Source organism: uncultured Paracoccus sp. (assembly GCF_945915435.1).
Classification (GTDB): Bacteria; Pseudomonadota; Alphaproteobacteria; order Rhodobacterales; family Rhodobacteraceae; genus Paracoccus.
Window position 1 is genome coordinate 53,845 of sequence record NZ_CAMEFG010000007.1, and the last position, 19,750, is coordinate 73,594.

Here is a 19,750-nt window from a genome sequence, read left to right on the forward strand (position 1 = left end):
TCAATCGTCGTCGTCGTGGTGGCGACTGCGGCCACGGCGCGGTCCGTCGTCATCGTCGTCGTGATGGCGGTGAAAGCTGCGCCCACCGTGCCTGCGCCGCCCGTCGTCGTCGTCATCGTGGCGCGAAAAGCCGCGCCTGCGCCATCCGTCGTCATCGTCGTCATGCCAGTGGCGGGCCTGATGGCGGTGGCCGTCGTTCCACTTGATGCCCAGTGCCGGGCCGATCACGCCGCCGATGAAGCGGTTGACCGGGTCCTCGGCCATCGCCGCCCCCGGCAGGGCGATCGCCGCCGTCAGGGCGGCTGCCAGCATCTTGTTTCCGGCTTTCATGGCTTTGGGTCCTTTCGCAAGACAGCCCTTGGCGGCTGCATGGGGTAGGACGCGCCGGGGACGGGGTTATTCCCCCCGCCCGCGAAAAAAACCGCGGTGCCGGGGAAATTGCAAACCGCCGCCCGGCTGCGCTATCGTCCGGGCCGGGCGCTGTAGGTCAGGGGGGCGAAAGGCGGAATGCTGTTGTCGGGGCGGCGCGATCTGATCGTGGCCGGGGTGCTGGCCGCCCTGGCGCTGGCCGTGGCCGTGCCCGCCGCGCGCTACATGACGCATCTGCAATTCAGCCAGTTGGCCGAGCGGGGGCAGAACACGCTGGGCCTTGCCGTTTCCGCCCTGCGCGGGGAACTGGCGCGCTATCGCGCCCTGCCCGCGCTGATCGCGCAATACGACACCATCCACGCGCTGGTCCAGGACCCCGGCGACCCGGCGCTGGTCGCGGGGGTGAATGCGCAGCTCAAGGAAATCAACGCGCTGCTGGGTTCGTCCGACATCTATGTGCTGCTGCCCGACGGGCTGACGGTCGCGGCCTCGAACCATGACGGGCCTGCGTCCTTCGTGGGCGAAAGCTTTGCCTACCGCCCCTATTTCTACGATGCCGCCGAGGGGCGCGAGGGGCGGTTCTTCGCCCTTGGCACCACCTCGCTCAAGCGCGGCTATTATTTCGGCGCGCCGGTTTGGGTCGGGGACCGGATCCTTGGCGTCGTGGTCTTCAAGGTCGATGTGGACCAGATCGAACGGACCTGGCACGGGGCGGATTTCCGTATCCTCGTGACCGACCGCGACGGCATCATCTTCATGTCCGACCGGCCCGAGTGGCGCTATGCCGCCATCGACCGCCTGACGCCCGAGCGGCTGGAACGCAGCGCCGCCACCCGGCGCTATGCCGATACCGAATTGCGCGAACTGCCCGTCACCCGCGCGCAAGGCCCGACCGGGCACCTGATGCTGACCGTCGAGGAAGGCGGCGCGCGCACCGAATACCTGGCCGTGACCGAGAACATGGCCGAAGCCGACTGGACCGTGAAGGTGCTGATGCAGACCCGCCCGGCCCGGTTTCAGGCGCTGGTCGCCATTACCGCGTTGCTCTTGCTGCTGGGCGTCGCCGTGCTGGGCTGGCACAGCCTGCAACAGCGCCGCCGCCGGATGGAGGAACGCCTGGCCGTCCAGCGCGACGCGCAAGAGATGCTGGAGCGCCGCGTCTCCGAGCGCACCGCCGACCTGGCCGAGGTCAACCGCCGTCTCAACGAAGAGGTGGTCGAACGCCGCGCGACCGAGCGCCAGCTACGCCGCACCCAGTCCGATCTGGTGCAGGCGGGCAAGCTGGCCGCGCTTGGCCAGATGTCGGCGGCGCTCAGCCACGAGTTCAATCAGCCCCTGGGCGCCGTCCGCGCCTATGCCGAAAACGCCGAGATCCTGCTGGAGCGGGGCCGCATCGACGATGCGCGGGGCAATATCGCCGACATTTCCCTGCTGGCCGACCGGATGGCGGAACTGGGGCGGCACCTGCGCAATTTCGCCCGCAAGCCGAACGCGCGGCTGCAAACCGTCACCGTGGCCGAGGTGCTGCGCGACACTCGCCCCATCGTCGCCGCCCGCCTGCGCGAGGCGCGGGTAGAGTTGCGGACCGACCTTGGTCCCGATCCGATCCATGTCCGCGTGGGCACGGTGCGGCTGCAACAGGTGCTGGTCAATATCCTGACCAATGCCGCCGACGCGGTCGAGAGCCTGCCCGACCCCCGCATCGCCCTGACCGCCCGGCAGGACGGCGCGCGCGTCTTCATCATCATCCGCGACAACGGCCCCGGCGTGCCGCAGGCCATCGCCGCGCGGATCTTCGATCCGTTCTTCACCACCAAGGGCGTCGGGCGGGGTCTGGGTCTGGGGCTGTCGATCTCGTATAACATCATCAAGGATTTCGACGGAGAGTTGCGGGTGGCCGAGGCCGAGGGCGGGGGCGCCGAATTCGTGATCGAACTGCCCGCCGCCGATGGCGATCCGGGCGACGGTCCGGGCGACGGGGGGGCAGAGGGGCGGCAAGGGGGACGGGCATGACTCTGGATCAGGTGCTGCTTGTGGACGACGACGACCAGATGCGGCGCGCCATCTCGCAGGCGCTGGACCTGGCGGGGCTTGGCGTGCGCGAACTGTCCAGCGCCGAACGCGCGCTGGATTTCGTCAGCTTCGGCTTTCCCGGCGTGGTGATCGCCGACATCCGCATGCCGGGCATGGACGGCATGACCCTGATGACCCGCATCCACGAGATCGACCACGAAATTCCCGTCATCCTCATCACCGGCCACGGCGAGGTGCAGCTTGCCGTCCGCGCCATGCGCGAGGGCGCCTATGACTTCATGGAAAAGCCCTTTGCGCCAAGCCGGCTGGCCGAGATCGTCCGCCGCGCGCTGGAACGCCGCCAGCTCGTGCTGGAAAACCGCCTGCTGCGCGCCGCTGCCGGGCATCGCGACGATCTGGAACAGCGCCTGATCGGGCGGTCCGCCGCGATGATCGAACTGCGCTCGCGCCTGCGGACGGTGGGACCGAGCAGCGCCGACGTGCTGCTGATCGGCGCGACCGGCAGCGGCAAGGAGGTCACCGCCCGCGCGCTGCACGACCTCAGCCCCCGCGCCAGCCGCCCCTTCGTCGCGATCAACTGCGCCGCCCTGCCCGTCAACCTGATCGAGAGCGAGCTTTTCGGCCACGAGGTCGGCGCCTTTCCCGGTGCCATCCGCGCGCGTTACGGCAAGTTCGAGCTGGCGCAGGGCGGCACCATCCTGCTGGACGAAATCGGCGCCATGCCGCTGGACGTGCAGGCCAAGCTGCTGCGGGTGATCGAGGATCGCACCGTCTCGCGCCTTGGCTCGAACGAGGAATACCAGCTTGACGTCCGCTTCATCGCGACCAGCAAGACCGACCTTGCCGACAGCGTGGCCGACGCATCCTTTCGCGAGGATCTGTTCTATCGCCTGAACGTCGTGACCCTGCACATCCCGCCCCTGTCCGAACGGCGCGAGGATGTGCCGCTGCTGTTTCTCAAGCTGGTGCGAGAGGCCGCCGCCCGCCACCAGCGCCCGCATGTCCCCGTGCCCGAGCAGGTCGTCGCCGCCGTCGCCGCGCGCGACTGGCCGGGAAACGTGCGCGAATTGCGCAACGCCGCCGACCGCTACGGGTTGGGCCTGGGCCTGCAATTCGATGCCGGCCAGGACGCCCCGCCCGCGCCGCAGCGCCTGGCCGACCGGATGGCCGCCCATGAACGGCAGATCATTTCGGATGCGCTGGCGGCGCATGGCGGCAGCCTGCGCCCGGTCTATGAATCGCTGGGCCTGTCGCGCAAGTCGCTTTACGAAAAGATGCAGAAACACGGGCTTGACCGGCGCGGCTTTCAGGGCGGCACCGGCGATCCGGGTTGATATCCACCCTTGCGGCGGCGCCGTCGGGACGGTTTGGGTATGAAACGACACATCAAGCCCGCGTGATGTTACCGAATCCACCCATGACCGGGGGGTTTTGTTGCTTTTCATGTCGCGGACCCCTTCGCCGCAGTTGCGCGAGGGGGCCTTCTTGGGTTGATGGACCATGTCCGAACGCGGCTGCCAGGGAAGGGGGCGGCGGTTCACCGCGATACCGCCCGCCGGATTCTTCGCCAAAGACGCGAACGACCACGAACAACGAGGAGGAAGACCATGAAAAAGACCACGCTTCTTGCAACCGCCGCCGCGCTTGGGCTGGGGGTATCGCCGGCGATGGCGCAAGACTATCCGACCCAGCCGATCAACATGGTCGTGCCCTTTGCGGCGGGCGGCCCGACCGATACCGTCACCCGCCTTGTCGCACAGGCCATGAGCCGCGAACTGGGCCAGCAGGTCGTCGTGGAAAACGTGGGTGGCGCGGGCGGCACCCTTGGCGCGGCGCGGGTCGCGCAGGCCAATCCCGACGGCTACACGCTGCTGCTGCATCACATCGGCATGTCCACCGCGCCGACGCTTTACCGCGAACTGCCCTTCGATCCGCTGACCGACTTTGAATATGTCGGGCTGGTGACCGAGGTGCCGATGGTCTTCGTCGGCCGCAACGACCTCGAGGTGGACACGCTGGAAGACGCCATCGCCTGGATCAAGGAGGAAGGCGAGAACGTCATGTATGCCAATGCCGGGATCGGCGCGGCATCGCATCTGTGCGGCCTGCTGTTCATGTCCGAGATCGACACGCCCATGACCACGATCCCCTATCAGGGCACGGGTCCGGCGATCACCGACCTGATGGGCGGGCAGGTCGATTTCCTTTGCGACCAGACGACGAACACCACCAACCAGATCCGCGACGGCTCGATCAAGCCCTTCGCCGTCACCATCCCCGATCGCCTGGACAGCCTGCCCGACGTGCCCACCACGGCCGAAAGCAGCCTGCCGGGCTTCGAAATCACGATCTGGCACGGCATCTATGCGCCCTCGGGCACGCCCGATGAGGTGGTCGAGCGCCTGACCGCCGCCCTTCAGGTCGCGCTTCAGGATGAAACCGTGGCCGAGCGTTTCGCCGATCTGGGCACCGCGCCCTCGCCCCAGGAGGATGCGACCCCCGAGGCGCTGCGGGCCAAGGTCGAATCCGAAATCGAGCTGTGGCGTCCGCTGATCGAGGCCGCGGGCGTCTACGCCAACTGACCGCTGCCATCCGGGGCCGCGCCGCGATGCTGCGGCGCGGTCCGCGTTTCATGGGACATTACCCCGCCTTGGCCGCATGATGCGGGGGCTGCGGGGTTTCGGCAATCCGGGGAGGGGTCATGCTTTCACGCGACTACAAGGACATATTCGGCGGGTTTCTGCTTGTCGTTTTCGGGGGCTGGGTGGCGTGGTATTCCGCGACGCATTACGAGTTGGGGACGTTCCGGCGGATGGCGCCGGGGATGTTTCCGATGATGCTGGGGATCATCCTGGCGGGTTTCGGGGTGGCCATCGCCGCGCCCGCGTTCTTCCGGCCCGGCGAAAGGCCCCATATCCGCATCTTCTCGCCGCTTTTCGTGCTGGCGGGCGTTGCCGCCTTTGCCATCCTGGTGCGGCCCTTCGGGTTGATCCCGGCGATTTTGGGGGTCGTCATCATTTCCTCGCTGGCCGAGATGAAGGTGCGCCCGGTCAGCCTGACCATCCTGTGCGTCGCGCTGTGCCTGATCGCGTGGCTGACCTTCCGCGTCGGTCTGGGCCTGCCCATGCCGATGTTCCGCTGGCCGTATTGAGGGGCGCGCGATGGATATCTTCGGCAATATCGCCCTGGGTCTGGAAACCGCGCTGTCGTGGTCGAACCTGTTCTATTGCTTTCTGGGCGTCTTCCTGGGCACGCTGGTCGGCGTCATTCCGGGCATCGGGGTCTTGTCCGCGATCTCGATGCTGTTCCCGATCACCTTCTACCTGGAACCCACGACCGCGCTGATCATGCTGGCGGGCATCTGGTATGGCACCAGCTATGGCGGCAACACGGCCTCGATCCTGCTCAACATTCCCGGCACGCCGGCCAATGCGGTGACCTGCCTCGACGGCTATCCGATGGCGCGGCAGGGGCGGGGCGGCGTGGCGCTGCTGATGACGACGGTGGCGTCCTTCGTCGGCGGGTCGATCGGCATTCTGCTGCTGATGCTGTTCGGGCCGGTGATCGCGCGCTATGCGCTGAACTTCGGCTCGGCCGAATATTTCGCGCTGATGGTGATGGGGCTGGTCGCGGCCTCGACCATTTCCGAAGGCTCGGCGCTCAAGGGGCTGGCGATGGTGGTCTTGGGCATCATGTTCGGCTGCGTCGGCGCCGACATCTATACCGGCACGCCGCGGTTCAACTTCGGCACGCTGGAGCTGACCGACCAGATCAGCCTGATCGCGCTGGCCATGGGCATCTTCGGCGTCTCCGAGGTGATCGCCTCGGTGCGCAACGTCCATATCGGCGACATCGACCCCGAATCGGTCAAGTTCAAGGCGATGAAGCCCTCGAAGGACGATGTGAAACGCTCGATCTTCCCGATGCTGCGCGGCTCGGGGATCGGGTCGTTCTTCGGGACCCTGCCCGGCACCGGGCCATCGGTCGCGGCCTTCATGGCCTATGCGATGGAAAAGCGCGTGGCCAAGGAACCCAAGCGCTTCGGCAAGGGCGCGATCGAGGGCATCATGGCGCCGGAATCGGCCAACAACTCGGCCGACCAGACCAGTTTCATCCCGACGCTTTCGCTGGGCATCCCCGGCAGCCCGACGATGGCGCTGATGCTGGGCGCGCTGATGATCCACGGCATCGCGCCGGGGCCGAGCCTGGTCAACGACCAGCCCAGCCTGTTCTGGGGGCTGATCATGTCCTTCTGGATCGGCAACCTGCTGCTGATCGTGCTGAACGTGCCGCTGATCGGGGTCTGGGTGCGGCTCTTGATGATCCCCTATCACCTGCTGTTCCCGGCGGTCCTGATGTTCATCTGCATCGGCACCTATTCGGTCAACATGTCCAGTTTCGAGGTCTGGCTGGTCGTCTTCTTCGGTTTCCTCGGCTATCTGATGCGGATCCTCGACTGGCCTGCGGCGCCCCTGCTGCTGGGTTTCGTCCTCGGCCCGCTGATGGAGGAGCATTTCCGCCGCGCGCTGCTGCTGTCGCGGGGGGATTTCATGACCTTCATCGACCGCCCCATCAGCGCGACCGTCATGGCGATCACGCTGCTGCTGCTCGTCTGGGGCATCTGGTCCGCGCTGAAGGAACGCAAGCGCTCGAAGCTTGAGGAACAGCTTGAGCGGCTGAACAGGACCGGCTAGGCCGCGCCCGGCGAACACGGCCCGCGCATCGACGCGGGCCGTTTGCGCTCAGGGGGTGCTGTCCAGCAGCGCGCGCAGTTGCGAGGGGAACAGTTGCAAGAGCAGCGTCTCGGTCAGCGCCGCGCCGCCATGTTCGACGAACAGGCGCAGGTCGATGGGGGTGTCGTCGTCCTCGGGCAGGCCCGCGAAATCAAGATCGGCCATCGCGCGCCAGTAATCCGTGCCCACGACCGGATAGGCCACGCCGTCGCGCACCGTCCCGGCCGAGGCGGTGGCGTTCACGGCCACGCCATCCTCGCGGCCCAATCCCTCGACCCCTTCGGCGCGGAAATCGCACACCAGCTTGACCGTATCGGCGGGGCGCGGCTGGCCGGGCACGCCGCCCGCGCCGATCCGCGTGGCGATGAAATGGCCGGTCGTGGCGGGCAGCGGGCTGTCCTGAACCCAGGACAGGCGATATTGCAGGTCGTATTCCGTCCCCGCCGCCGCAGGCGCCCCCGGTTGCCAGAAGGCCACGATATTGTCGTGGATCTCGTCATCGGTGCGCAGTTCGACCAAGGTCACGCTGCCCTCGCCCCAATCCTGCCCCGGCTCGACCCACAGGCTGGCGCGCTTTTCGTAGAACACGCCGTCGTCCTGATACTGGTCGAAGTCGCGTTCGCGCTGCATCAGCCCGAACCCCTTGACCGAGGGCGCCGAGAACGTGTTGGTCATCGTGCGCGGCGGGTTGTTCAGCGGCCGCCAGATCTGCTCCCCGCTGCCGGTGACGATCTCCAGCCCGTCGGAATCATGGACCTCGGGGCGCCAGTCGGGGGCGATATGGGGGGTGTTCTTGCCGAACCAGAACATCGAGGTCAGCGGCGCGACGCCAAGCCGTTCCACGTCCTTGCGCAGGAAGATGCGGGCGGCGACGTTCTGGATCACGCCGTTGTCGCGGAAAGAGGCGATGCGATAGGCCCCGGTCGCGCTTGGGCTGTCCAGCAGCGCATAGGCGGTGATGTCGCCGTTCTCGCCCGGTTCCAGCCAGAAATGGGTGAAGTTGGGGAATTCCTCGGGTCCGTCGGGGATGGCGGTGTCGATGGCAAGGCCGCGCACCGACAGCCCGAATTGCCCGCTATAGCCCGAGGTGCGCCAATAGGACGCGCCCAGAAAGGCCATCCAGTCCTGTTCCGTCTTGCCGTCCTGCACGCGGAAACCGGCGAATCCGGTGGTCTGGGTCAGTTCCTGCGCGGGGCTGTCGCCCGGAATGTCGAACATGTCCAGCGAAAAGGGCAACTCGACCGCCTGGCCGTCCTGAACGGTGTGCAGGCGGACGGGGTTCTTGAAATAGCGCCCCGGAAAGAAGGCATGCACCGGCGAGGCGCCTTCCTGCCCCTGCCAAAGCCCGTGTTCCTTGCGAAAGGCGATGCGGTTGTGCTGGTCGTAATCGATCCGTTCCAGCACATCGGCGTCGGGAATGTCCGGCGCCTGCCACGGGCGGGTGGCCAGGTCGCGCGCCATGTCGGTCAGGATGTCGTAGGAAAAGGGCGTGGTTTCGCCGGTCGTATCTGCCCCCTGCGCGACCGAGATGCGCGGCAAGAGGAAAAAGGCCCCGCTGCCGAGGGCGGACATCAGGATGGCGCGGCGGTTCGGATTTCCCATGTTCATAAGGTGCTGGCCCTGCTTTCTGGCGTTTGGCCCACACAATGCCCCCTGCGGCCCCACATGCAAGCCGGGTTGAGCGCATCGGCATAGGGTCGCCTGTGATCACAAGCGGCGGCGCGGTCCTTTGCCGCCTTGCAGCGCCCCCAAAGGCGAAATGCCGCCGGTCCGGGCTGCAAGGCCCGGCCCCCGGTCCCCCCCCCCGGCCCTCGCGCCATATCCTTTCCTTGCGCGCGCGGGCTGCGTAATATCGTGGAAGCAAACGCACGGGCGGAGAAAGCTTCATGAGTGATCGCAATATCTATGACCTCGACCTGGACAGGAACCGGGCGAACCATGTTCCGCTGTCTCCGCTTTCCTTTCTGGAACGGACGGCGGCGATCTACCCGGACCTGCCCGCCGTGGTCTACAACGACATTCGCCGCGATTGGGCCGAAACGGCGCGGCGCGCGCGCCGCCTTGCCAGCGCGCTGGCCGGTCGCGGGATCGGCAGGGGCGACACGGTTTCCGTGGTCGCGGCCAATATCCCCGAGATGTTCGAAGCCCATTTCGGCGTGCCCATGTCGGGCGCGGTGCTGAACACGATCAACACCCGGCTGGACGCCGAAACCATCGCCTTCATCCTGCGCCACGCCGAGGCGAAGGTCCTGCTGGTCGATCCCGAGTTTTCCCAGACCGTGGCCCGCGCCGTCGCCATCGCCGGCCTGCCCGACCTTCTGGTGGTGGATATTCAGGACGCCTCGTTCCCCGGCGGGCAGCGCATCGGCGCGCTGACCTACGACGACTTGCTGGCCGAGGGCGATCCCGAATTCGCATGGTCGCTGCCGGGCGACGAATGGGACGCGATCAGCCTGAACTACACCTCGGGGACGACGGGCGATCCCAAGGGCGTGGTCTATCACCATCGCGGGGCCTTTCTGAACGCGACCTCGAATATCGTGACATGGGGGATGCCCCACCATGCGCGCTATCTGTGGACGCTGCCGATGTTTCACTGCAACGGCTGGTGTTTTCCCTGGACAATCGCCGCGAATGCGGGGGTCTGCGTCTGCCTGCGCGCGGTCAGGGCGGATCTGGTCTGGCAGTTGATCGGGTCCGAGAAGGTCACCCATTTCTGCGGCGCGCCCATCGTGCTGAACATGATGGTGCAGGCAGCCGAACACAAGGATTTCGACCATCAGGTCAAGGTCCAGACCGCGGGCGCGCCGCCCCCCGCCGCCGTCATCGCCGCGATGGAGGCGATGGGGGTCGAGGTCACCCATGTCTACGGGTTGACCGAGACCTACGGTCCCTCGGTCATCAGCGCGTGGCAAGCGAAATGGGACGGGCTGCCCGACCGCGACCGCGCGCGGCTGAAGGCGCGGCAGGGGGTCAGGAACCTTGCGCTGGAGGGGCTGATGGTCGCCGATCCCGACACGCTGGAACCCGTGCCCGCCGACGGCGAAACCATCGGCGAGATCTTCATGCGCGGCAACAACGTGATGAAGGGCTATGTCAAGAACCCCCCGGCCAGCGAAAAGGCGTTCCGGGGCGGCTGGTTCGCCTCGGGCGACCTGGCGGTCATGCATCCCGACGGTTATGTCGAGATCAAGGACCGCTCGAAGGACATCATCATCTCGGGCGGCGAGAACATTTCCTCGGTCGAGGTCGAGGACGTGCTGTATTCCCACCCCGCCGTGCTCGAGGCCGCCGTGGTGGCCCGCCCGGACCCCAAATGGGGCGAAACCCCCTGCGCCTTCGTCGCGCTGAAGCCGGGGCAGGAGCTGACCGACGCGCAGTTGATCGACTATTGCCGCGAACACATGGCGCGCTTCAAGGTGCCCAAGACGGTGGTTTTCAGCGAATTGCCCAAGACCTCGACCGGCAAGGTGCAGAAATTCCTGCTGCGTGAACAGGCCCGTTCAATGGGCGACGAGGAATAGGGCAGCCCCCGGCCTGCGGCTTTTTCTTGCTTTCGCGGGCCAGCCGTCATCTTCTGGACCTGTCGCAACAGCCGAAGGGGGGAGCCAGATGCTTTCGACAGCCGCCACCACGCAGATCACCCGATTCTGGTCGCTGATGCAGCGCGCGCAGCAACTGGGCGTCAGCGCACAGGCGACGGCGGTGGCCAAGGCGACGGGGCAGGATTTCTCGATCGTCGATGCCTCCAGCCTGGGCACCGCCTATGCCCATGCGCTGGCCGCGCTGGCGCAGCGCCCGCTGGACCTGCTGGCCTATCAGCAAGACCTGTGGCACGGCGTCGCCTCGGCCTGGATGAACGCATGGAGCGGGGGCGAGGGCGCCCGCGTCAAGGACCGCCGTTTCCGCGACCCGCAATGGAACGACAACCCCGCCAATCGCGGGCTGCGCGACGCCCACCTGGCGGTCGAGGCCGCGACCGCGCGCCTGCTGGACGTTCTGCCCAAGGGGACCAAGGAACAGTTGCGCGTCGATTTCTACACGCGCCAGTTCCTCAGCGCGCTGTCGCCCAGCAATTTCCTGATGCTGAACCCCGCCGCCCGCGACCGCTATATCGAGACCGAGGGCGCCAGCCTGCTGGACGGGCTGGAAAACCTGCTGGACGATATCGAGCGCGGGCAGGGCAGGCTGGACATCGCCACCAACGACCCCGCCGCCTTCCAGGTCGGGCGCGACCTGGCGACGACGCCGGGGCAGGTCATCTACCAGAACGATCTGATGCAACTGATCCATTACGCGCCGCTGACGCCCAAGCAGCACAAGCGCCCGCTGCTGTTCGTGCCGCCGTGGATCAACAAATACTATATCTTCGACATGCGCCCCGACAACAGCATGGTGCGCTACATGCTGGAGCAGGGTCACAGCGTCTTTCTGATTTCCTGGGTCAACCCGACCCGCAAACATGCCGAGATGAGCTTCGAGGACTACATGCGCCTCGGCCCGCTCGCTGCGCTGGATGCGATCACGGAATCGACCGGGCAGGAAGAATTCGACATCCTGGGCTTCTGCATCGGCGGCATCCTTGTCACGGCGACGCTGGCATGGCTGGCGGCAAAGGGCGACCGGCGCATCAAGACCGCGACCACGCTGGCCACGATGGTCGATTTCACCAATGTCGGCGAGATCGGCGTCTTCATCGACCGCGACCGCTTGCAGGTCCTGCGCGAACACATGGCCGACAAGGGCTATCTGGAAAACCACCATTTGCAGGACATGTTCTCGATGATCCGGGAAAACGACCTGATCTGGTCCTTCCACGTCATGAACTACCTGATGGGGCGCAAGCCGCCCGCCTTCGACCTGCTGTTCTGGAACAGCGACAGCACGCGGATGCCCAAGACGATGCTGCTGTGGTATCTGGAAAAGATCTATATCGAGAACGGGTTGCGCAAGCCCGGCCACCTGTCGATGGACGGCGTGCCCATCGACATCGGCAAGATCGACATCCCCTTTTACGTCTTTGCCACGCGCGAGGATCATATCGCGCCCTGGACCTCGATCTATCCCACGACCGGCCTTCTGGGCGGGGACACGACCTTCGTCTTGGGCGGGTCGGGCCATATCGCGGGGGTCATCAACCCGCCCGCCAAGCGGATCAAATACGGCTATTGGACGCGCGGCGACTATCCGCAGGACCCGCAGGAATGGCTGGCGGGCGCCGAGCATCGCGAAGGATCATGGTGGCCGCATTGGGCCGAGTGGATCGAAAGCCACAGCCCCAAGACCCGCGTCGCACCCTACGATCCCGTCAAGGGCAGGCTGAAACCGATCGAATTCGCGCCCGGCAGCTACGTCCGCGCACCCTGACGCAGCCCCTGGCCTGCCCCTGAAAACGGGCGGGCCTTGCGTTTTGCGAATGGTTATCATGCAGTTGCAGCATGGGCGCCCGCGCGCCCTCGGCTGATCGTGACCGGGGCCGGTTTTCCGGGCAGTTCCGGGAGGTTCTGCATCATTTTATTCAATGTTTATCAAATATTTGCCGGATAATGCCCAATCCTGCGCCACCGCCCCGGTTCTTGCCCGGAGACCGGCCCGTCGCGGTGTCGTGACGCTGGGGCACGATTGACGCGGCAGCCCGGCCTACCTATTTTTGCTGCATCGCAGCGACGCTGCTGAACTGTCGGTGGCGACACCGATTCAATACAAGGGTTTTCGCAATGTTCGTGACCAGCCGGAACAGCCTGTTCCGCAGATCCCTGAGCGGGCTGGTATTTCGCACCGAGGACGGCCCCCGCGTCGAGTTGCGCGGCCTGACCGAATATGACGCGAAGGAACATGCCGGGCACCTCAAGCGCCTGTCACCCCAGGACCGCCGCCTGCGCTTTCACAGCATGATGAGCGACAATGCCGTGGCGCTTTATTCGCGGCGGATGGACTGGCAGCATGCGCTGGCCTTCGGCATCTTCATCGACGGCACCTTGCGCGGGGTGGGCGAATTGCTGGTGGCCGATGGCAGCGACGACGGCGAAATCTCGGTCTCGGTCGAGCATCGCTTCCAGAAAGCGGGGCTTGGCCGGGTGCTGGTCTCGGCGCTGGTCCTGGCGGGCCGCCGGATCGGGCTGAAGACCGCGCATATGTATTTCGTGCCGGGCAACGAACGGATGCGGGCGCTGTCGCGCGCGGTCGGGGCGAAACCGACATTCGCGGGCGGCGTGGTCGAAAGCGTGATCGACCTGGAGCCGCCTGCCGACCGGACGCCCCTGCGCAGCGGCGGGGGCAGGCGCGGCTGGCTGAAGAAACCCGCGGCCGGTTCCGGCTCGGGGCGGGCGCCGGGCAGCAAGCCGCTGAACAGCCGTCATTTCGCCTGATTGCCGTTCCGCGCAAGGGCGGTTATGGCTGGCATCATGCTTGTGGATCCCGACAACCCGTTTTTCCGTCCGCTCTGGGTGCGGCTGCTTTGCGTCCTGCTGCCGTTGGCCTGGGCGGGGGTCGAATATCGCAACGGCGCCACCTTCTGGGCGGCGCTGTTCGGCGCGGGGGCGATTTATCTGTTCGTCGCGCTGTTCGTGATGCGGGGCCGGGGCGGCTAGCCCTCGATCAGGATGGCGCGGAAGTCGTTCACGTTGGTCAGGGTCGGCCCGGTGACGACCTGCCCGCCGATGGCCGCAAAGAAGCCATGCGCGTCGTTGCGCGCCAGCGCGGCCTGCGGATCGGCGCCCTGCTGGCGGGCGATGCGCAGCGTGTCGGGACCGATCAGCGCGCCCGCGACCTCGGCCGCCCCATCGACGCCGTCGGTGTCGCAGGCGATGGCGTGGATGCCCGGCGCGTCGTCCAGCGCAAGGGCCAGCGCCAGCGCATATTCGGCATTCGGCCCGCCCGTGCCGTCGCCCTGCCGCGTCACCGTCAATTCGCCCCCCGACAGCAGGATGCACGGCCCCTTGGCAGCCCGCGCCAGATCGGCATGGGCGCGGGCGATGTCGCGGGCCTCGCCCTCGATGGCGTCGCCAAGAATTTCGACCTCGTAGCCTGCTGCCCGCGCCATGTCCGCCGCCGCCTGCAACGAGGCCGAGGGCGCGGCGCAGATCACGTTTTCCACCCGCGACAGGCGCGGGTCGGCGGTGGGCACGACGCCGCTTTCGCCCGCCAGCGCGTCTTGCACCGAGGCAGGCAGTTCCAGCCCCCATTGCCGCGTGATGGCAAGGGCGTCGGCCACTGTGCTGTCGTCGCCCACCGTCGGACCCGAGCCGATCAGCGCCGGATCGTCCCCCGGCACGTCGGAAACCAGCAGCGCCAGCATCCGCGCCGGATGGGCCGCCGCCGCCAGTTGCCCGCCCTTGACCCGGCTGAGGTGCTTTCGCAGCACGTTCATCTGCCCGATCGGCGCGCCCGAGGCCAGCAGCATCCGGTTCACCGCCTGCTTTTCGGCCAGCGTCACCCGGCCCGCGGGCGCCGTCAGCAGCGCCGAGGCCCCGCCCGAGATCAGCGCCAGCACGAAGTCCTCCGGCCTAAGGCCCGCCAGCAGGTCCAGCATCTCGTCAGTGGCCTGCCGGCCCGCCTGGTCGGGGACGGGATGGGCGGCCTCGACGATGCGGATGGCTTGCGTCGGGCGGGCGTAGCCGTAGCGGGTGATGACCAGCCCTTCGCAGGGACCCCATTCGGCTTCGACCGCCTCGGCCATGCGGGCGCTGGCCTTGCCCGCGCCGATGACGGTCACGCGGCCCGCAGGTCGCGGCGGCAGATAGCCCGCAAGGCTGCGCATGGGGTCGGCGACCTCGACCGCGCGGTCGAACAGGCGGCGAAGAAGGGCGGGCGGCTGGTCGTTGTCAGGCAAGTTGGAACCCCGTTCATATCCGGCGAATCGGCTGCGTTCCTTCGATCAATAGGGCGGCGCGCGCGCTTTGTCAGCAGCCTGCCGTCCCGGCGGGTTACGCCATGCCGATCGGCGCGCCCATGACCTGCCCGATGCAATCGGCCAGCGCCCGGCCAAGCGGGCCGGGGCGGCGATGGGCGGGCCATGCGGCGACGATGGTGCGGACGGGGTGGAACTGCATGTCCTCGCAGGTCAGGGGAACGACGTCGCCGCGCCGGATCTCGGCCTCGAAGGTGCGGGTCGCGGAAAAGCACCAGCCAAGCCCGGCGGTCACCATGCTCTTGATCGATTCGACGTCGTTCACCGACCAGACATCGGTGGAAAACAGCCGCCCCACCCGCTCCATGTCGGTCTGGGGGGCGCCGACGTAATAGATCTGCCGTTCGCGGTCGAAGGCCCGCATCGGCAGGGGCTGGGGCAGGCGGGTCAGGCGGTGCGTAGCGGCGCAGACCGGGCCAAGCGTCTCGCTGCCCAGGTGGCGGGCCGAGATGTCGGACGGGATCGCCGCCGCCAGCGTCAGGGCAAAGTCGATGTCGCCCTGCCGCAGGTCGTCCCACAGCGTCGCCAGCGACGAATTGAAGAACTGGATATGCGCCTGCGGATGCCGGGCCGAGAATTCGGCCAGCGCGCGGACCAGGTCGGCGCGCGGAAACAGCACGTCCACCAGCAACCGCAGCCGCGTTTCCTGCCCCCGTCGCAGCGACGTCACATGGGAGGAAAAGCCGCGTGCCCGTTCCACCACCGCGCGCGCCTCGGCCAGCAGAGCGCGACCCTGCGCGGTCAGTTCCGACCGATTCGTGCCCCGGCCCAGCAGGGCAAAGCCGCAATGTCCCTCAAGCTGGGCCAGCGAATAGCTGATCGAGGAAATCGGGCGGCGAAGCTCGCGCGCGGCGGCGGTCAGGCTGCCCTGATCGACGACGGCGCAAAAAGCGATGAGGTGGTCCACCAGATTGGGATGCATTTCAAGAAACCTGAAAGAACTTTGCCATTCTTTTCGGTTTACCGGAAACGGAATGCAATGCTAGCCTGATTCCAACCTGCGGGCCGCCAAGGCCCCGTCGGCAAGACTGTTTTGGGAGGAGCAGCCTATGCAGACCATGAAAGCGGCGCTTTCGCTGTCGGAAAATTCACATCGGTGCCGGGCATGAGCGCGCAGGACGATGTCCTGGTCTGCGACCGGGTCGTGCGGCGCTTCGGCGGGGTGATCGCGCTGAAGGGCGTCACCGCCCGCGTCCGGCGGGGCGAGATCTTCGGGCTGGTCGGGCCGAACGGGTCGGGCAAGACCACGCTGGTCAATGCCGTGACCGGCTTCTATCCGCCGCAGGAAGGCCGCATCACGCTGGACGGCCAGCAGATCAACGGGTTGAAGCCTTACCGCATCGCCTCGATGGGGGTGGCGCGGACCTTCCAGAACGTCGCGCTGTTTCATGGGATGAGCGTGCTGGACAACATCCTGATGGGCCGCCACATCTTCATGAAGCCCAACCCGCTGGCCTCGCTTTTCTATCCGTGGTGGGCGCGCAAGGAAGAAATCGCCCACCGCCGCAAGGTCGAAGAGGTGATCGACCTGCTGCAACTGGCGCCTGCCCGCGACGAACATGTCGACGTGATCCCGCTGGGCCTGCAAAAGCGCGTCGAACTGGCCCGCGCGCTATGTGCCGAGCCGCGCCTGCTGGTCCTGGACGAGCCGATGGCCGGGATGAACCAGGAAGAAAAGGAATACATGGTCCGCTTCATCCTGGACGCGCAGGAAGCCCTTGGCCTGACCGTCCTGATCATCGAGCATCACATGGATGTCGTCACCGCCATCTGCGACCGCGTGCTGGTCCTGAACAACGGCGAGGAAATCGCCCAAGGCCCCGCGCGCGAAACCATCGCCGACCCGCAGGTGGTCGAGGCCTATATCGGAAAGCCCCGCGATGCAGCATGAACCCTTCGACATGGCAGCGGCCGAGGCGCTGCACCCGAACTGGAAGCGCGACGATCACCTGCTGGCCGTCCTTGCCCGCAACGCCGCCGCGCATCCCGCCGAAATCGCCCTGCGCGAACGCGACCGGGGCATCTGGCACGAATACACATGGGCCGACTATCTGGCCGGGGTGACGGAATTCGCCGCCGGGCTTGAGGCGCAGGGCGTCGGGCCGGGCGATATCGTGCTGGTGATCGGGGACAACCGCCCCAACCTCTACATGGCGATGCTGGGCATCTGCGCCTTGCGCGCGATCCCCTCGCCCGCCTATTCCGACGCGCCTTCGGACGAACTGGCCGCGCAGATGGTGCGCGAGAATATCCGCACCGCCATCGCCGAGGACCAGGAGCAGGTCGACAAGCTGATGGAGGCGCGCGAGCGTCACGCCGGCCTGTCGCTGATCGTCTACGACGACCCGCGCGGGTTGCAGGGGCGCGAGCCGGACGGCGTGCAGGGCTTCGACGACATCCGCGCGCAGGGCGCGGCGCGGATCAAGGCCGAGCCGGGACTGGCGGGCGATCTGGTCGCGCGCGCTTCGGTCCATGACGTGGCGGTGCTGATGCATTCCTCGGGCACGACCGGCGCGCCCAAGGGCATCCCGCTGAAACACGGCCATGTGCTGTCGGGCGTGCGCAACGCCGCCGCCGCCGGGTACTTCCGGCAGGGCGAGACCCATATGGCCTATCTGCCGATGGCATGGGTGGGCGATTTCATCTTTTCCATCGGCGCCGGGCTTGAGCTGCGCTTCAACGTCAACATCCCCGAGGATCAGGAAACCGCGATGCACGACCTGCGCGAGATCGCGCCGACGCTGTATTTCGCATCCCCCCGCGCATGGTCGGCGATGCTGACGCGCGTGCAGGTCGGCATGGCCGAGACGGGCGGGCTGAAACGCCGACTCTACGATTTCTTCATGCCCAAGGCGATGGAGGCCGAGCGCGCCCGGCTGGACGGCAAGCCCGGCGCGCGCCCCTGGCGCTGGCTGGGCGAATTGCTGGTCTACGGCCCTCTGCGCGACCGGCTGGGACTGGCGCGGGTCGAGCGCGCCTATACCGCGGGCGAGGCGATCGGCGAGGACGTTTTCCTGTGGTTCCGCGCCCTTGGCCTGAACCTGCGCCAGTTCTACGGCCAGACCGAAAACTGCGCGCTGGCCGTGGCACAAAAGCCCGAGGATATCTCCCTGACCACCGTGGGCCGCCCCTTCCCCGGCGTCGAGATGCAGATCGACGAACATGGCGAGATCCTGCTGAAGGGCGACAATATCTTCGACGGCTATTTCCAGAATCCGAAATCGACCGCCGAAACGCTGGTCGACGGCTGGCTGCACACCGGCGACGCGGGCCAGATCGAACCCGACGGGCAGCTTGTCGTGCTGGGCCGGGTGTCCGAGGTGGTCGAAAAGGCCGACGGCACCCGCTTCATCGCGACCTATATCGAGAACCGGCTGAAGTTCAGCCCCTATATCAAGGACGCCGCCGTGATCGGAAAGGGGCGCGAGATCCTGACCGCCATCGTCTGCATCGACTTTCAGGCGGTCGGCCAATGGGCGCAGGAAACCGGCGTGGCCTATACGTCCTATGCCGAACTGTCGCAGGCCGCCCCGGTCTATGGCCTGATCGAACGCGAGATCGCCGATGTGAACGCCCATCTGCCGCATGGCCTGTCGGTGGCGCGTTTCGTCAACCTGCACAAGGAATTCGACCCCGACGACGGCGAGGTGACGCGGACCCGCAAGCTGAAACGCAATGTCATCGACGAGCGTTATGGCCCGATCATCGAGGCGCTGAATGCAGGCGACAGCCAGATCGATTTCAAGGCGCAGATCACCTATGAAAACGGGCAGACCGGATCGCTTGACCGCCTGCTGCGGCTGGCTGACGTGAAGGAGGCGCGCTGATGGCCTATTTCCTCGAACTGCTGATAAACGGCGCGCTGACCGGGCTGATGTATTCGCTGGCCGCGCTGGGTTTCGTGCTGATCTACAAATCGGCGGGCGTGCCGAACCTCGCGCAGGGCGCGGTGGTGATGACGGCGGCCTATGTCGTGTGGATCATGGTTTCGTCCGGCGTGCCGCTGTGGATCGCGATTCCGGCGGGCATGGCGGTCATGTTCGCATTCGGGCTGGTGGTCGAGCGGCTGCTCTTGCGCCGCATGGTCGGCCAGCCGGTCATCATGGTCGTCATGCTGACGCTGGGGCTGGAGATCCTGCTGCGCGGGCTGGTGCCGGGGCTGCTGGGATCGACGCCACGCTCGCTGGATCTGGGGATCGGCTTTGCGCCGGTGATCCTGGGCGATGTCTTCATCAACCGCACCTATCTGGTCGGCGGCACCATCGCGCTTCTGCTGGTGGGGGCCTCGCTGCTGTTCTTCCGCACGCGGATCGGGACCAAGCTGCGCGCGGTATCCGACGACCACGTGTCAAGCTGGGCCGTCGGCATCTCGGTCGAGCGCGCCATCGGCATCTCGTGGGGCCTTGCCGGGGTGACGGCGGTGGTCGCGGGGGTGCTGTGGGGTTCGGCGCAGGGGGTGGACTGGACGCTGTCGATGCTGCTGTTCCCGGCGGTCGCGGTGGTCATCCTGGGCGGCATCGACTCGATCCCCGGCGTGCTGGTCGGCGGCATCCTGGTCGGCGTGCTGGGGTCGGTCATTCCCGGCTATCTGGACAGCTATGTCGGGGGCGGCACGCGCGACGTGGTGACCTCGCTCATCATCCTGCTGACCATCATGGTCCGCCCATACGGCATCTTCGGCCGCGAAGACATCGAGAGGATCTGA

At 66.8% G+C, this 19,750-nt stretch carries 16 protein-coding genes; 12 read left to right on the top strand and 4 right to left on the bottom strand.

The window, feature by feature from the left end:
• A complete protein-coding gene (locus Q0O97_RS04110; protein WP_294925250.1) occupies positions 1-330 on the bottom strand; it encodes a hypothetical protein in 330 nt (109 codons plus the stop codon).
• A gap of 177 nt (positions 331-507) precedes the next feature.
• Here Q0O97_RS04110 and Q0O97_RS04115 point away from each other — a divergent pair, with 177 nt between their 5' ends.
• From Q0O97_RS04115 to Q0O97_RS04135, 5 genes are all read left to right on the top strand, one after another.
• On the top strand, positions 508-2,382 hold the full coding sequence (locus tag Q0O97_RS04115) for an ATP-binding protein (protein WP_294925254.1): 1,875 nt from the start codon (positions 508-510) through the stop codon (positions 2,380-2,382).
• Positions 2,379-3,737 carry a sigma-54 dependent transcriptional regulator gene (locus tag Q0O97_RS04120; protein ID WP_294925257.1) on the top strand — a complete coding sequence of 453 codons (1,359 nt, stop codon included), beginning with the start codon at positions 2,379-2,381 and terminating at the stop codon, positions 3,735-3,737. The genes Q0O97_RS04115 and Q0O97_RS04120 overlap by 4 nt, the downstream gene beginning before the upstream one ends.
• A gap of 273 nt (positions 3,738-4,010) precedes the next feature.
• Complete coding sequence (locus tag Q0O97_RS04125) at positions 4,011-4,985, top strand: tripartite tricarboxylate transporter substrate-binding protein (protein WP_294925260.1); 975 nt, start codon at positions 4,011-4,013, stop codon at positions 4,983-4,985.
• Between the two features lie 119 nt (positions 4,986-5,104).
• Entirely contained in the window at positions 5,105-5,554 is a 450-nt protein-coding gene (locus Q0O97_RS04130; protein ID WP_294925263.1) for a tripartite tricarboxylate transporter TctB family protein, read from the top strand.
• A 10-nt stretch (positions 5,555-5,564) separates the two neighbouring features.
• A complete protein-coding gene (locus tag Q0O97_RS04135) occupies positions 5,565-7,097 on the top strand; it encodes a tripartite tricarboxylate transporter permease (RefSeq protein ID WP_294925266.1) in 1,533 nt (510 codons plus the stop codon).
• A gap of 48 nt (positions 7,098-7,145) precedes the next feature.
• Here the strand turns inward: Q0O97_RS04135 and Q0O97_RS04140 are convergent, their stop codons facing one another.
• Positions 7,146-8,744: a glucan biosynthesis protein D gene (locus Q0O97_RS04140; RefSeq protein ID WP_294925269.1), complete on the bottom strand. Its 1,599-nt coding sequence runs from the start codon at positions 8,742-8,744 to the stop codon at positions 7,146-7,148.
• 278 nt (positions 8,745-9,022) lie between these two features.
• On the opposite strand from Q0O97_RS04140, the gene Q0O97_RS04145 reads away from it, so the two are divergent.
• From Q0O97_RS04145 to Q0O97_RS04160, 4 genes are all read left to right on the top strand, one after another.
• Positions 9,023-10,660: an acyl-CoA synthetase gene (locus tag Q0O97_RS04145; protein WP_294925272.1), complete on the top strand. Its 1,638-nt coding sequence runs from the start codon at positions 9,023-9,025 to the stop codon at positions 10,658-10,660.
• Positions 10,661-10,748: 88 nt separating this feature from the next.
• Positions 10,749-12,503 (top strand): class I poly(R)-hydroxyalkanoic acid synthase, encoded by a 1,755-nt coding sequence (gene phaC / locus Q0O97_RS04150; RefSeq protein WP_294925275.1) that lies wholly within the window; start codon positions 10,749-10,751, stop codon positions 12,501-12,503.
• A 350-nt stretch (positions 12,504-12,853) separates the two neighbouring features.
• Positions 12,854-13,504 carry a GNAT family N-acetyltransferase gene (locus Q0O97_RS04155; protein WP_294925278.1) on the top strand — a complete coding sequence of 217 codons (651 nt, stop codon included), beginning with the start codon at positions 12,854-12,856 and terminating at the stop codon, positions 13,502-13,504.
• A 36-nt stretch (positions 13,505-13,540) separates the two neighbouring features.
• Complete coding sequence (locus Q0O97_RS04160; RefSeq protein WP_294925282.1) at positions 13,541-13,726, top strand: hypothetical protein; 186 nt, start codon at positions 13,541-13,543, stop codon at positions 13,724-13,726.
• Here Q0O97_RS04160 and Q0O97_RS04165 read toward each other — a convergent pair.
• Complete coding sequence (locus Q0O97_RS04165) at positions 13,723-14,967, bottom strand: glycerate kinase (protein ID WP_294925285.1); 1,245 nt, start codon at positions 14,965-14,967, stop codon at positions 13,723-13,725. The genes Q0O97_RS04160 and Q0O97_RS04165 overlap by 4 nt on opposite strands.
• A 94-nt stretch (positions 14,968-15,061) precedes the next feature.
• Positions 15,062-15,967, bottom strand: coding sequence for a LysR family transcriptional regulator (locus Q0O97_RS04170; protein ID WP_294925287.1), 906 nt, complete (start codon positions 15,965-15,967; stop codon positions 15,062-15,064).
• Positions 15,968-16,150: 183 nt separating this feature from the next.
• Here Q0O97_RS04170 and Q0O97_RS04175 point away from each other — a divergent pair, with 183 nt between their 5' ends.
• From Q0O97_RS04175 to Q0O97_RS04185, 3 genes are read left to right on the top strand one after another with little or no spacing between them, the layout of a single operon-like run.
• Positions 16,151-16,936, top strand: coding sequence for an ABC transporter ATP-binding protein (locus Q0O97_RS04175; RefSeq protein ID WP_294925289.1), 786 nt, complete (start codon positions 16,151-16,153; stop codon positions 16,934-16,936).
• Positions 16,926-18,872 carry an AMP-binding protein gene (locus tag Q0O97_RS04180; RefSeq protein WP_294925291.1) on the top strand — a complete coding sequence of 649 codons (1,947 nt, stop codon included), beginning with the start codon at positions 16,926-16,928 and terminating at the stop codon, positions 18,870-18,872. Before Q0O97_RS04175 ends, Q0O97_RS04180 begins: the two co-directional genes overlap by 11 nt.
• The gene (locus Q0O97_RS04185) at positions 18,872-19,750 is read left to right on the top strand and encodes a branched-chain amino acid ABC transporter permease (protein ID WP_294925294.1); all 879 of its coding nucleotides are present in this window, start codon (positions 18,872-18,874) and stop codon (positions 19,748-19,750) included. Before Q0O97_RS04180 ends, Q0O97_RS04185 begins: the two co-directional genes overlap by 1 nt.

Bases quoted from the DNA above. Each gene is read 5' to 3' on its own strand.
- Q0O97_RS04130 (WP_294925263.1), top strand. From the start codon at position 5,105: ATGCTTTCACGCGACTACAAGGACATATTCGGCGGGTTTCTGCTTGTC.
- Q0O97_RS04125 (WP_294925260.1), top strand. From the start codon at position 4,011: ATGAAAAAGACCACGCTTCTTGCAACCGCCGCCGCGCTTGGGCTGGGG.
- Q0O97_RS04180 (WP_294925291.1), top strand. From the start codon at position 16,926: ATGCAGCATGAACCCTTCGACATGGCAGCGGCCGAGGCGCTGCACCCG.
- Q0O97_RS04175 (WP_294925289.1), top strand. From the start codon at position 16,151: ATGAGCGCGCAGGACGATGTCCTGGTCTGCGACCGGGTCGTGCGGCGC.
- Q0O97_RS04110 (WP_294925250.1), bottom strand. From the start codon at position 330: ATGAAAGCCGGAAACAAGATGCTGGCAGCCGCCCTGACGGCGGCGATC.
- Q0O97_RS04185 (WP_294925294.1), top strand. From the start codon at position 18,872: ATGGCCTATTTCCTCGAACTGCTGATAAACGGCGCGCTGACCGGGCTG.
- Q0O97_RS04140 (WP_294925269.1), bottom strand. From the start codon at position 8,744: ATGAACATGGGAAATCCGAACCGCCGCGCCATCCTGATGTCCGCCCTC.
- phaC (WP_294925275.1), top strand. From the start codon at position 10,749: ATGCTTTCGACAGCCGCCACCACGCAGATCACCCGATTCTGGTCGCTG.
- Q0O97_RS04120 (WP_294925257.1), top strand. From the start codon at position 2,379: ATGACTCTGGATCAGGTGCTGCTTGTGGACGACGACGACCAGATGCGG.
- Q0O97_RS04160 (WP_294925282.1), top strand. From the start codon at position 13,541: ATGCTTGTGGATCCCGACAACCCGTTTTTCCGTCCGCTCTGGGTGCGG.
- Q0O97_RS04115 (WP_294925254.1), top strand. From the start codon at position 508: ATGCTGTTGTCGGGGCGGCGCGATCTGATCGTGGCCGGGGTGCTGGCC.
- Q0O97_RS04155 (WP_294925278.1), top strand. From the start codon at position 12,854: ATGTTCGTGACCAGCCGGAACAGCCTGTTCCGCAGATCCCTGAGCGGG.
- Q0O97_RS04170 (WP_294925287.1), bottom strand. From the start codon at position 15,967: ATGCATCCCAATCTGGTGGACCACCTCATCGCTTTTTGCGCCGTCGTC.
- Q0O97_RS04135 (WP_294925266.1), top strand. From the start codon at position 5,565: ATGGATATCTTCGGCAATATCGCCCTGGGTCTGGAAACCGCGCTGTCG.
- Q0O97_RS04145 (WP_294925272.1), top strand. From the start codon at position 9,023: ATGAGTGATCGCAATATCTATGACCTCGACCTGGACAGGAACCGGGCG.